At 42.2% G+C, this 13614-nt stretch carries 12 protein-coding genes; 6 read left to right on the plus strand and 6 right to left on the minus strand.

All coding sequences use genetic code 11. From position 1 onward, the window contains the following. Positions 1–95 precede the first annotated feature (95 nt). Positions 96–1970, plus strand: coding sequence for an LTA synthase family protein (locus tag L6I86_RS25360; protein ID WP_236291186.1), 1875 nt, complete (start codon positions 96–98; stop codon positions 1968–1970). 376 nt (positions 1971–2346) lie between these two features. On the opposite strand, the gene L6I86_RS25365 is transcribed toward L6I86_RS25360, so the two are convergent. The 4 genes from L6I86_RS25365 to L6I86_RS25380 form a co-directional block, all read right to left on the minus strand. Then, entirely contained in the window at positions 2347–2889 is a 543-nt protein-coding gene (locus L6I86_RS25365) for a hypothetical protein (protein WP_236291187.1), read from the minus strand. A 437-nt stretch (positions 2890–3326) separates the two neighbouring features. Continuing rightward, a complete protein-coding gene (locus L6I86_RS25370; RefSeq protein WP_236291188.1) occupies positions 3327–4280 on the minus strand; it encodes an NAD-dependent epimerase/dehydratase family protein in 954 nt (317 codons plus the stop codon). A gap of 27 nt (positions 4281–4307) precedes the next feature. Continuing rightward, positions 4308–5600 carry a UDP-glucose dehydrogenase family protein gene (locus L6I86_RS25375; RefSeq protein WP_236291189.1) on the minus strand — a complete coding sequence of 431 codons (1293 nt, stop codon included), beginning with the start codon at positions 5598–5600 and terminating at the stop codon, positions 4308–4310. After that, a complete protein-coding gene (locus L6I86_RS25380) occupies positions 5597–6586 on the minus strand; it encodes a sugar phosphate nucleotidyltransferase (RefSeq protein WP_236291190.1) in 990 nt (329 codons plus the stop codon). The genes L6I86_RS25375 and L6I86_RS25380 overlap by 4 nt, the downstream gene beginning before the upstream one ends. A 238-nt stretch (positions 6587–6824) precedes the next feature. Between L6I86_RS25380 and L6I86_RS25385 the strand changes: the two genes are divergently transcribed. After that, positions 6825–7187: a hypothetical protein gene (locus tag L6I86_RS25385; protein ID WP_236291191.1), complete on the plus strand. Its 363-nt coding sequence runs from the start codon at positions 6825–6827 to the stop codon at positions 7185–7187. A 277-nt stretch (positions 7188–7464) separates the two neighbouring features. On the opposite strand, the gene L6I86_RS25390 is transcribed toward L6I86_RS25385, so the two are convergent. Together L6I86_RS25390 and L6I86_RS25395 are read right to left on the minus strand one after the other, a co-directional pair. After that, a complete protein-coding gene (locus L6I86_RS25390) occupies positions 7465–8607 on the minus strand; it encodes a glycosyltransferase family 4 protein (RefSeq protein WP_236291192.1) in 1143 nt (380 codons plus the stop codon). Between the two features lie 19 nt (positions 8608–8626). Beyond that, positions 8627–10702, minus strand: coding sequence for a CotS family spore coat protein (locus L6I86_RS25395; RefSeq protein ID WP_236291193.1), 2076 nt, complete (start codon positions 10700–10702; stop codon positions 8627–8629). Positions 10703–11040: 338 nt separating this feature from the next. Between L6I86_RS25395 and L6I86_RS25400 the strand changes: the two genes are divergently transcribed. From L6I86_RS25400 to L6I86_RS25415, 4 genes are all read left to right on the plus strand, one after another. Further along, entirely contained in the window at positions 11041–11487 is a 447-nt protein-coding gene (locus L6I86_RS25400) for a DUF1761 domain-containing protein (RefSeq protein WP_056613135.1), read from the plus strand. A 116-nt stretch (positions 11488–11603) separates the two neighbouring features. Beyond that, positions 11604–12350, plus strand: coding sequence for a phytanoyl-CoA dioxygenase family protein (locus L6I86_RS25405; protein WP_236291194.1), 747 nt, complete (start codon positions 11604–11606; stop codon positions 12348–12350). 65 nt (positions 12351–12415) lie between these two features. Next, a complete protein-coding gene (locus tag L6I86_RS25410; RefSeq protein ID WP_236291195.1) occupies positions 12416–13252 on the plus strand; it encodes a helix-turn-helix domain-containing protein in 837 nt (278 codons plus the stop codon). Positions 13253–13319: 67 nt separating this feature from the next. Further along, complete coding sequence (locus L6I86_RS25415; RefSeq protein ID WP_157264736.1) at positions 13320–13490, plus strand: hypothetical protein; 171 nt, start codon at positions 13320–13322, stop codon at positions 13488–13490. Positions 13491–13614: the final 124 nt, after the last annotated feature.

A 13614-nucleotide genomic window follows, 5' to 3' on the forward strand; every position in this document is an offset into this window, starting at 1 on the left:
CGCTAGATTGCAATATTTGTAAGCAACATACGCGAATAACTTGTGGTAAAATGGGAAAATCGGCTTAAAATCAAGAGGTATGAGGTGAACCGTTTTTGCTGCAATTATCATCCTATAAAAGAAAGACCGTCCGTAACACGATTGTGCATGTTCTTCGGTTAGTCCTAAGCAGCGATAAGCTGACCGTGTATACGTTCTTTGCAATTCTATGGAAGTCCCAGCTCTTGCTGGCAGCTCTTCATGCACCAGATATGGCAGGGATTAATATTGGCAAAATGTATTTTACCATCCCACCTGTCATGTCACATCTGATGTTCATCGTATTTGTCGTCGCCTTCGGACTCTTCTTCAAAAAAAGAGGGCGTCGCAACTATTTGATCTGTGTACAGGTACTGTTTAGTGTAGTATTGTTTTGCGATTTAGTGTATTACAGAGCCTATTCAGCGTTTCTATCCCTTCGTTTTCTTGCTCATCCCAATGGATTTAATCCTCTCGATTATAATCTGTGGACATTTATACGCGCGTTTGATTTATGGTTCTTTGTGGATCTTGCGGTGATTGCTGCGGTCGCACTTTTTCGCTTTAGAAACACATCGATTCTATCGCGCCGACGTGAAAACAAAAGGCAGCCGATTCTGGCGGCTCTGCTGATCATCCTTGCTGTGGGTGTTGTTTCCTACGAACACTATCGCATTGATGTTAAAAATACGTCGAAAGGCGAGATGATGTTCTTTAATCTGAGCTGGGCTCCTTTTCAATCGATGTCAGATATGTCACCGATTGGCTATCATCTGTATGATGGGATACGGCTGTTCGGTGCATCGAACAGTATCAAGCTTGCTGATCAAGAACGTACAGAAGTGCAGGAGTGGCTTAAAGGGAATGCAGAAAGACTTCCAGATAATAGCTACAAAGGGATGTTTCAAGGGAAGAATCTAATTATCATTCAGGTAGAATCGCTTGAAAACTTCGTTATTGGTGAAAAGGTGAATGGACAGGAAATTACACCGAACCTAAACCGTTTACTAGGAAATAGTTTATATTTTAACCATTTCTATGAGCAGGTTAACAATGGGACGAGCTCAGACAGTGATTTGCTGACGACGACATCCGTGTTCCCCATTCGATCGGGTGCGAATTTCTTCCGCTATCCAACCAACACGTATAATTCGTTGCCAAAGTTAATGGAAGGTATGGGCTATCAGACGATTTCCACGCATTCGGAACCAGCGGGGAGCTGGAACTGGGTTGAGGCCCATCACAATATCGGGTACCAAACGAGTTGGGATCTACGAAAATATAAGGAAGACGATACCGTCGGTCTTGGTTTGTCAGACGAGTCCTATCTCCGACAGTTAGGGGACAAAATGGCAAATGTTCAATCCCCATTCATGCTGCATGTCATTACATTGTCTAGCCACGGCCCCTTCGATTTACCGGCGAAAACAAGATCGCTTCATCTCGATCCAAGCCTGGATAAGACGATCATGGGTGCCTACTTTCAAGCAATCAATTACACTGACAAGCAGATTGGTGCATTCCTAGACAAGTTGGATCAATTAGGGGTGTTAGATCAATCCGTAGTTGCCATATATGGGGATCATACCGGTGTGCATAAATACTATCAAGATCAAGTTGACGCGATTCCTTCCTTAGAAAATGAAGCCTGGCGAACGCATTCGCTGCAGCTCCCGTTCCTTATTTACAATAAAGGAATGCAAGGGGAGAAGATTCCCACAATCGGGGGGCAGATTGACATCTTACCTACACTTGCCTATCTGATGGGCGTAGAGAAAGCGAAATTCGAATCAACCGCGATGGGCAAAATTCTCGTGAATACGAATCGGAATTTCACTATTCTTAACAGTGGTACGCTGGTTGGCGAGCCGCAGGATGCGGAGAAAAGTCATATTCTGCAATCGTTCCAAATCGCGGATTGGCTGCACGAGAGCAATTATTTTGCGGAATAGAGAAAGTAAGAAGAGCTAAGCGGATGCTTAGCTCTTTATTGTGTGAGTGGCGTGGGGGAGGCAATTGATTAACTGTAAAATGTACATCTAAATTGTTTCGTTTAGGCTGAAAATTTAAATTAAATGGAAAAAATGTAGTTAATTTTCATGGATATACCATTATCGATGAAAATCCTCGATATTAGCTGTAGGTTTTCCAGTTATTCTTATAAAAACACCGAAATGATGAAATTTAGCTGTATGTTATCCAGTTATTCTGGATAAAGAGGAATAGAATATCCCCATTTAAGAAGAGGAGACTTGGGAAGATTAGTTAGTTAAAAAAGAAAGCCCAGCCCTCATTCTTAAGGGCTGGGCTATTGTTGAAGTGAACGTATTATTTCACTTCGGAAAGAAGGAATTTATCGTTTGCTTTTTTCGTTGTATACGTAACGCCATCTTTTGTCGTGAATTTCACGAGCTCAGGTGTGTTGGCTTTATCAAACGTGATTTCTTCCTTTTTTGTCGTCAAAATATTGTCAGTGAAGTACGACTTCGTGTTCGTAAGGTACGTCGCACCAGCCTTCGTATCTGTTACATAATGATTCACTAACGTATCGAGCATTGCGGCATCGACGTAATTAGCAAGAAACTTCTTAGCTGTCTCTTTATCTGTTGCAGCAATCGGATTAACGACGAAAGCCCCGTCTGCTGATTTGGCTTCAGCGAATAAGTAATCTACTTTTTCACGTGCAATTCTAGCAGCGATATAACCTTTCATGTTTGTTGCATCTTGGGTTACAGCCGCTGTTGCTTGTGGAGCAACTGTTGCTGTCGCAGCAGGTGTAGGAGAAGTTGTAGAATCTTTGGAAGTACAAGCCGCGCCTGTAACTGCCATCGTTAGTATAAGAAGCCCTGCAGCTGTTTTTTTCAATGTCATTGGGTACACCTCATCATTATTTATGTACTGGCTTATATTGTTAAAAAAACCGAATTCTATGTTAATAGGATAGCCAGCAAGATAAAAATATAAACGATAAGAGTGGGAAATGCAACCGTAAAAGAGCGTGAATGTGCAGGGAAATGCTGATTTACGTTAATAAAAGTGATGGAAACGCTTGTAATTGTGACGATTTGAAGGGAGATTAGATTTGATATTTTCAAATAACTGGATGTGATATGTCTAAAATGGAATGATTTCTACCTTTATTTACAAATAAATGGATTTCGCGGCGTTAAATGAGTCAACTTTTTGTCCAAATTTCGAATTTATGTAGAACGCGGCTCGAAGATAGTCGATGATTGCAACAGAAAAACTGGATGTTTCTACAAACGTTTAAATGTAGAAAATCCAGTTTTATGTTAGTGTGTGTCTCCTTATAAATAAGGAGTCTGAGATAAATCCATGATTTCGGCTTGTAATCCAGTCCGTAAATTGGTTTTCGGTTGATAACCGAGAAGGGATTGTGCCTTACTGATATCTGCCCAGGTATGACGAGGTTCTCCGGAGGCCTTGCCAAGAAATTGCCTGTCTATTTTTCGATCAAAAAGCTCTTCAAGTATGGCGATGCAATCAAGGACAGAGGCACGTTCTTTGCCTCCGATATTGATGGTCTCGCCAATGATATTCGATGCATGGGCCGTTGCTGCGATTGCTTCCACACAGTCGCCAACAAATGTAAAGTCGCGAGTTTGGAGACCATCCCCGTGGATAGGGATGGGTTTGTTTTGCCGAATATGCTGGATAAACCGATGAAACGCCATGTCAGGACGCTGTCTAGGACCGTACACAGTGAAGAATCGCAAAATAACGATAGGGAGATCATCTTTCGTAGCATAAACCTTACAGAGCTGTTCTCCAGTGAGTTTGGTGACCCCGTATGGCGAGAGCGGCACCGTCGTAGATGCCTCATTCACTTGATTCGTTTTTTCGCCATATACGGAGGATGTCGATGCATACACGATTTTACTGACGGGATAAGTACGACAACCTTCAAGTAGTCTTTGCGTAGCTTCGATGTTATTGGTGACGTAGGTTTTGAAATCCTCTCCCCAGCTAGAACGCACGCCAGGCATTCCAGCCAAGTGGTAGACAACATCTACACCAGGAAGAATCTCCGACCACGGAACATGCAACAGATCCTGATTAATGAAAGTGAATCGAGCATGTGGCAGTAAATAACGAAGGTTATATTCCCTTACCAGAACAGGGGTTGGTGATTTCTGAACAAAAGCATCCAATCCAATGACTTCGTTGCTAGGATCCTGGAGAAGTTTTTCACAAAGATGAGATCCGATAAACCCAGCTGCGCCTGTGACGAGTATTTTCATACCAGTAAACCTCCAATCTTAGAGCGATTATCTATTTCCAATGCCATAGTAAGCATAGCCTAGCTTGGTCATTTCTTTGCCGACCAGTGTATTTCTTCCATCAAAAATATAATAATCTTTCATAAGTGCTCTTAACTGCTGCCAATCTGCCTCCCGATACACTTTCCATTCTGAGCAAAGGATGACTGCGTCGCACTGCTGCAATGTGATGGCAAGTGTTTCGAATTGTTGTGTCGTATCCGAGCGAAGTGCTTCAGGCAGCTTGGCAATGGGATCGTGAACTCTGAGGTTCACTTTCTTATACTGTAGTTGTTGAATAATGGATAGCGCGGGTGCTTCCCTTAAATCATCCGTATTCGGTTTAAAGGAAATGCCGAGAATGGCAATGGTTTTGCCTCTGAATCCACCTAGCTTTTGTTCCCATATGTTCAAAAAGTGTGAAGATTGAGAGTTGTTGACAGCAACAACTTGTTCAAGGATGCTCAGCTCAACTTGTTGCTCTTTCGCTGTATATAAGAGAGCCATACTGTCTTTCGGGAAGCAAGAGCCGCCATAACCGATCCCAGCTTTTAGGAAATGGGGACCTATTCGTTGATCCATTCCCATTCCTTTGGTGACATCGGTAACATTGACCTCCAACGATTCGCAGAGTCTTGCTAATTCATTGACATAAGAAATTTTAGTTGCCAAGAAAGCATTCGATGCATATTTGATCAATTCCGCTGTTCGAGGTTTGGTCACAAAAATGGGGGCTTTTATGCTGTCATATAAGGATTGAATGACATTTGCTGCTTGCTCATTATCGCTTCCAATAATTATGCGATCGGGATTCAAAGAATCAAACAAGGCACTGCCCTCCCGAAGAAACTCGGGGTTAGAAACAACATCGAAGGGGTGGGGATAGACTTGAGATTCTTTGACCCACTCGACTAATTTACGATTTGTGTCTATAGGAACTGTGCTTTTCACAGTAATAATTTTATAGTCATTCATGTAAGTGCCAATACTTTGGGCGGCCCCACGAACAGCCTGAAGATCAGCGCTTCCATCTTTATCGGAGGGAGTACCGACACATATGAAAATAATGTTATTCTCACGAATCCCCTTTTCTGAGGAGGATATAAAATTGATTTTACCAGTTGCAATATGTTTTTTTAATAACTGATCCAGTCCTGGTTCATAAAAGGATAATTTACCTTCTGACAATGCTTGAATTTTTATAGTATCCGTATCTAACCCCGTAACTTGCCAGCCGAGTTCTGCAAATACCAATCCAGTTGTAACGCCTACATATCCCATACCCATAATTAATATGTTCATTTTCCTGACCCTCCGTCTTTTTGCACAAACACCGACTGTGGACTGATAATCGAGTTCGTCATTGGATAGTGGTTAGGATTAAGAATGGCGTACTCTAACAAAATGCTGTGTTCTAATATACAACTTTCAAGTCTGACATTGGGACCGATCGTCACGTAAGGCCCGATCACACAATTAATCAATTCTGCGCTAGGGTCGATGCACACAGGTGGGATTATAGTAGTTCCTGGGTATTCTGATTCTGATGGAGTCTTTAACAAACCTTCCTCCTCTAGCTGCTTTAGCATCCATCTATTCGCTTCTAGCCAGCCTTCCATAGTTCCAACATCGGAGAAGTTTTTATCAGTCGTTTGATAGGCCACCGAATATTGTTGATGAATCAGCCACTGAATGGCATCTGTAATTTCGTATTCGCCTCTGGCGGAGGGACTGATCGCACGTACAGCTTTAAATATACTTGGTTTAAACGCATAACTCCCCAGAACCGCAAGATCCGACTTGGGTTCTGAAGGCTTTTCTTCCAGACCAATAATTCGATCTTTATTCACTTCGGCAATTCCAAATTGCTTTGGATTCATCACTTTTCTTAGAAGAATCGCTGCTTCATGGTTATCATGTGTAATGGCGTGACATAAGCCTTGAAGATCTTGGGTAATCAAATTATCCCCAAGAAGCAGTATGAAGGGTTCGTTATTCATGAATGACTCGGCGTGTTTTACAGCGTCTGAAATACCCAAAGGATTAATTTGAAAAATATATGTGATGTTTACATTCCACCTTTCGCCAGCACCTACTTCATCCATAAACATGGGATGAAGGTTGGGCCGTATTACAATTCCGATCTCGTCGATGCCTAATTCCACTAGCTTTTCAATACCATAATGAATTAAGGGTTTATTCGCCACTGGAAGCAGACCTTTAGGTTTTATATTGGTAAAAGGTTGGAGTCTAGTACCTTTGCCTGCACAGAGAATTAATCCTTTCATAAGCTTTTACCTCCTTGTCTATATGAAGACATTATTAATTTATGATGAAGAAATATGAAATGTTAGGGCTATTCACAGGGAAAATAAGCTGATATGTATACGTTTTATAGGAAATCTTCTAGGGGACAAACATAATCCGCCAATCTACTCTATCAAGAGCCTAAGCATGAGGTAGGAAATATCATAGTATACATGGAGACATTAAAGTTTCTAATTTATGGCGAGGGGAATGATTTTTTTGGAAAGTTTAGAACAATTACTGAGTTATTTACAAGCACATCCTGAAGTAACAGAGCTCTCATTGGAGTTTGAGAACGGTGACAAAGACAAAGTTGATTTGTCCGAAATCGCTGATTTAAGAACTGGAATTAATTGGGCAGAAGTTGATGAAGCTGAGATTGAATTAGCTGACGGTTCCAAGTTGGCGTTTGGTGCAGAAGATGACGAAGAAGATGAAGAAGATGAAGAAGACGAAGTAACGGTATCAGCTATTAGCGAAGAAGAGTCAGACGAAGAAGATGAAGACGAAGACGATGATGATGATGACGATGACGATGACGATGACGACGATGATGACGATGAAGATGAAGAGGAAGCATAAATCGTAGAATTTAACTTATATCAAAGAGATTTGGTCAAGTAAGTAGACTGCTTATTATTTGCTTGAATCATTCATGGAAAACCTCTTACTCTTGTTATGGCTTCTGCTAGTTTCGCAGAGGATCCATTCTCGTAGAAGAGGTTTTTCCTGTAAAATAGGTTAAGCAGCTAATTCGCCTTGCTCTGAGACTCCAGGCAAACAAATGGGCTGTCCCTAAGTAGAAGTATCTACTTTTGGGACAGCCAGTTAAGTTAACTAACAATCTCCATGTTTGTACTTATCGTTGTTCCCAAACGGCAAGAATTTCCTGAGCAACACGTTCCCATGGGAAGTTTTGTTCTGCCAATCTTCGTCCGTTAAGTCCCATATGTCGTGCATGGTTCATATCAGACAATAACGAATTTAGTTTTTGTGCATATTCGCTCGGGTCTTCAGGGTTATTGATGAGTATTCCGTTATTATTCTTTACTATCTCTGGATTGCCACCTCTTGCTGTTGTAAGGAAGGGCAATCCAGCGGCCATCGCTTCATAATGCACACGTGCTAACGGTTCCTGCCAAATAGATGTACAAACAAAAACATCTCCTGCGCAGAACCAGCGGTGAACATCTTGCGCTTGAACATAGCCGGTTGTAATGACTGGCAGAGGTGAGCGCACGGCAAGTGCTCTGACGTAAGCGACATAGTCACTTACCGAGTTATCGCTGAACCAGGCACCACCGACAACAACGAGTACAGCATCAGGATGATTGATTTGAGACATTGCACGTACCAGCACATGGGGGCCTTTATTGCGAGTTAGCCTCCCCACAAACAAAATGACTTTCTTATTGGATAGGTTGTGTTCTGCTCTAAGGCTCTCCCGAGCACTTCGTGCACTTTCTGACTCCATCCAAGGAGCAAATCTATTCAAGTCAACGCCGGAATATATCGGTTTAATTTTATTAGCTGCATGGGGATAGTAATCACAGATAGCTGTTCCGATATACTGACTAATGGTGATAATACGCTCAGTTTGCTCGATAACTTTATTCCCCTCGGCAAGGTCAATCTTAAAGGGATTGAACATATCGTTATGCATACTTAGAATAATCCGTGATGTAGGTGCAACTTCCCTCACAGGAAGGACTAGTAAAGGGCGGTTGAAAATTTGAATAATATCATAATGTTCCGACGTATTTTGTAGAAATTGGACAACTCCCGCAGCGTAAGCTTCAAGTAGACCATGTGATTCCACACGAACATAGTGGATACCATTCGTGACTTCATCGTTTGGTAAAGCAGGGTCCGTTCTACCTAAAATGGTAATTCTGTGATGTTTACTTAGTAGCGAAGCCACACCGTCAATATAGGTTTGGATTGCTCCCCCACGAATGTTGGGGACAGGCAGCTTTTCTGTACAAATCATCAGAATGTTCACAAGTTAACAGCTTCCTTTCTCAAGCAGTCCTTTTTCTAGGTGGAATCTGCCTTTTTTTCCACGGCGGCGGTACATTCATATTCGATCGTGGTTGTTGTGTTTTATTCATCGTTGGCTTGACTGCACGTTTAATTGGCTTCTTAAGTCCCAGTTTACGTTTCATTTGTTTCTTAAGAGGTCGTCGTATTGACTTTACTTTTTTCTTAGCACGCCATGTTTTGTAACCCCAGATAATCTTTATACCTGTGACGCGCTTCCATTGGGTGAGTCTCTTTAGTTTTCTGCGTCTTAGATATCGGGTTTTCTTGATGATTCTGGTTTTCTTCAATACGCGCCGCTTTCTTGGAACACGGAGTTTAAATCGCTTCCGTCCACTAGCAGGGATGAGAGCTGGGGCAGGTATTGAGATTGGAGGCACAGTAACAGCAGCAGGATCTCCTGCAGATACAGTTTCTGGTGTAACTGGCATCGAGACAGGTTCAGATACAGCTGGCGTTTTGGCGTAGTCACTTTTTGGTTTACGTGTAGAAGGAATAGTGACTGCAACAGGCTCTTGGATATAGGGTACGGGGAGGACTTTCTCATCGACTGGTTTCTTGCCATAAACAGGTTCTGCTACTTCAGGTAACTCAGCATAAACAGGCTCTGCTACTTTAGGTAACTCAGCATAAACAGGCTCTGCTGCTTTAGGTAACTCAGCATAAACAGGCTCTGCTACTTCAGGTAACTCAGCATAAACAGGCTCTGCTACTTCAGGTAACTCAGCATAAACAGGTTCTGCTGCTTCAGGTAACTCAGCATAAACAGGTTCTGGCTCAAGTGGAATTGGCATGATCTCTTCAACAGCAGGCGTAGCAGGTGTTATAGGCGTAACCGGTGTAACAGGTGTTGCAGGCGTATCGGAATAAATAGGAGTCAACACATCGCCAGGAAGAATAACTGCAGGATTTTGTAAGGTCGGTTTGACATAATCCGCTGAGTAGTCTCCAGCAGGGTAATTCGCCTTATCTTTTTCAAGCTCCGTTAATGCTTGCCATTTACTTGCTTCAGTAGTCATGACTCTTTGAAGAATTGAAGCAAGTTCAGTGTCAAGGAATACTTGCGGATCAAACACGATTTCTTTGACATGCTTATAAAATTCATTAGGAAAAGCCATATCGATCCACAAGATTTCGAAGGTTTCTTGATCAAGAGGATTAGCACGATGGTAAGCGTCAATCATGCCACGAATCCATGTTAAATCCCACACACCCATATCATCCATGGTACTTGTGATCAATTTACGTAAATCACGTATAGGCAAATCGTAGGAAACGCCGTCTAAGTCGATGACCCAGATGCCGCCAGGTCCCATTTGACCGTTCGACCATCCGAAATCTTGATGGGCAAGTCCCCAGTGGGGTTCACCCTTGGCTAACATCGCGTGGTAAGGGGAGTTTTGGAAACGAAGGTACATGTCGTTAGCCTGCCGCTTGAATTCCTCAATGACGGCAAGTAAGCTTGCGCTTGCAGCGGTTTCAGAGTAAGCCTGAGCGATATCTTGAAACCATCCGATTTTGGCGATTATTTTTTCGTAATATTTGCCCCAGCCGTAGATGCGTGAGGATTTCTCCGAACCGCTAGGAGGGACATAACCCCTTGAGTTTTTGTGGAATTCCCCTAAGCCAAAGCACAGCTGAGAAGCTCCCTCTAGGTCGATTTTTGATACGGGCACCAGGGGTTCAATCCAGTCTGTTACGATCCAGAGCTTACCACCTGCTTCAACGTAGTAATGGCCTTCTTTCGTAGGGATAAAAGATGGAACCCTGTGACCTAAACCAGACATGTAGGCTTGAGCACCAACGCTGAAAAGACTTCTTCTAGGTCGTCTGTGCAAACATTTAATACTAAGATTGCCCTTACTTGTGCCGATTTTCCAAATAGCTCCGCCTTTATCTGGCTTGGAGGTAATCAGGAGCATATCATTGACTTGAAAGTCATAATGTCCCAAGACCTCTCGTGCCAGCATCTCTAAACCAGGAGGAACATACATGTTAGCAACGACACCTGGATCCAAGACATCATTTATCCAGGGTACGACTTGATAATTTTCCACCACCATCACTCCATCACGTATTTTAAAGTGAATTGTACGTTCTAAGCCCTTACAAATGTTGCGAAATTGCTAATATGATCCACTTTTGTACCTCTTCGAACTACTGTGAAACGAAAGTTCACCTCACATAAACCAGTTTAGGTTTATCTAATTCTATGCATATGTCATTAGGTGAATGGTTGATATGTACAAGAGTGGAACTTCATGAAAAACGAATAGACTTCTGTATACTTTTTTACAAAAAATAGGAATTGACATGAAACCAAATGGTTGTATATAATGAAAAACGAAACCAAAAGGTTTCATATAACTACATACGGGTAAAGAGGAGATTGAAAATGTTATTTCAAGAAATTAATTATTGGGCCGTATTCGTTACGGGGATTTTATCCTTAGTGTTAGGTTTTCTTTGGATGGCTGTTATATGGGCCAAACCTTATCAGAAGCACATGTACGGCAAGGGAGAACAAACTAATCTTAACGTAAGTAAAGCGGATAAAATTCAGTCTTTTGTGATTTATATTCTTGTATCTTTCATAACTTCCATTGCATTTGCAGGTTGTTTAGAGCTTTGGAAAACAGGTGGACAAGCATTTGGTTATGATGGCGATAGCTTAATGAATGCTTTTTGGTTCACAATGCTACTAGCAGCAGGTTACACGCTTCCGTTTACAGTTGGTAAAAAGGTTTGGCAGTTCAAAAGTTGGCTAGTCGTGGCTGTAGACACTTCTTATGAGATCGTTCGCTTTACGATGCTATTGCTTGTATTCTGGTTCTGGGTGTAAGAAAGGTAAGAACCTGAAGATACGCTAACTTCTTCTAAGCTTACGATAAGCCTCCGGATCCTATTTCAGGATATAGTTAGTGTGTAGATAAGATCACACTTTCAGGAGGGGCTACAATGAGTAAATTAACAAGTAAATTAACACAAGAAGAAGTCGCATTTTATAAAAAGAATGGGTATTTTCTTTATGAGAAGCAAGTATTCTCCCCAGAGAAATTAGCCGAATTAACGGGGCTGTTTGAAGATCAACTGAAGCAAAAAGGCAGTAAACTATCAGATGAGTTAGACACACCGCATTTCCGTGAAGAACGTCTTTTACAATTTCTTTTAGCAGATGAAGTATTGGATCTCGTTGAGCCAATTATCGGACCTAATATTGGTTTGTGGTCTTCCCATTTTATATGCAAGGATCCGTTCGTTGGACGAGCGACGCCATGGCATGAGGATTCTGCTTATTGGAAGGGCCGCGTTAGTAACTTCGATAATATCATTACGATTTGGTTAGCCATCGATAATAGCACGAAGGAAAATGGGTGTATGCAAGTTATTCCCGGCACACACAACAATGGGTTCTCCGAATATGAGAAAGTAGACGGTGAGAAGAATCTCTTTAGCACGCAGATTAAAAATATGGACACATCGACTGCTGTTCATTTTGAACTGCAAAGAGGTCAATGCTCCTTGCATGATTCACGAATTATTCATGGCGCGGATCCAAACAAAAGCGAATTCCGTCGCTGCGGCTACACGATGCGCTATTTCTCTACGGATACGAAGGTCTACGCGGATAAAAATCCAAACTTCAAAGTTTGGCTTGCTCGTGGTAAAGATTTAGCAGGAAATATTTATGCGAACGTAAAGTAGAAGGGATTTAGGCTTCATTCATGGAAATCTTATGATAAACGAAACATGGAATGAGGAGGACTTGGATGAAAAAGCAACCTGTTAGACTTACGAATGAACAATTTATTCAACCTGCCTCCTCCTTTCAAATTTACTTTCAGTATATTAATACGCATCATGAACTACATTGGCACGAATTCTATGAGCTTTGTTTTGTGGTTCGAGGCAGAGGTATGAATATTGTGAATGGAACAGAGCATGAGCTGCGGAAAGGCAGTTTGTTCCTATTAACTCCCGCGGATTTCCATGAAATTTATTCGTATCCGAATGAGCCCATGGAGCTGTATAATCTAGTGTTTGATGAGGAATTGCTGGATCAAGAACTACGAGAGTTCATGTTTGGGCAAGTTGCGGAATATATGGTAGATCTGAACGAGACGCATCATGAGATTATAGAGTCCGAGTTTCAGCTGATACGCGATGAGGTTCAAATGAAGAAGCCAGGACATTCTATTCTGATCAAAGGAGCTTTCGAGCGAATCCTTTTGTATTTATTTCGAACTTACCAAGAACGTAATGATCAGCCTGAATGGCAGGCCACGCCGTCTCAGTCCTCAACGCTACAGCGAGCGCTTGTTTATATGCATCATCATTTTCGGGAAGAACTTCGGTTGGAGGATGCTGCCAAGCAAGCTGGATTGGCACCGAATTATTTTAGTCTCGTTTTTCACAAAATGACCGGCATTTCGTTCCAAATCTACTTGCAAGGGCTACGGTTGCAATTTGCCAAATCACTTCTGCAAGCCTCGGACATTCCAATTACTGAAATTTGCTTCGCCTCAGGCTTCAACACATTAACGCATTTCGAGAGAGCGTTTAAGCAGAAATACGGAAGCTCACCGCGAACCTTCCGTTCGAACTAAAGGTGTGTGTTGCTCTCCAGATGTGTATAATAGATGTATCTAATTTACACAAAGGGGACAACTTCTCATGATTACTTGCAAATCATGCTCCAAACCAACAGAACTCCATACGCAGCGTTGTTCGCACTGCGGGGCTTTGTCACCCTACACGGTTGCTGAGAAATTCGACATGATGGCCGAACTAGTGGAAAAAGCTTTGAAGCAGGAGCTCGAATCGAGAAGAAGATTGAAGCATTAGGCGAGTAGAATCACATAGTAATGACTGGGGCTACCCAGTGTGAGGCACCCGACATGGTCTGGTGTTTTTTTGTGTTGATGGGGGATCAAGTGCAGGCCGGTTATCAACAAACACATAGATTCCA

The organism is Paenibacillus allorhizoplanae (assembly GCF_927798215.1).
Taxonomy (GTDB): Bacteria; Bacillota; Bacilli; order Paenibacillales; family NBRC-103111; genus Paenibacillus_E; species Paenibacillus_E allorhizoplanae.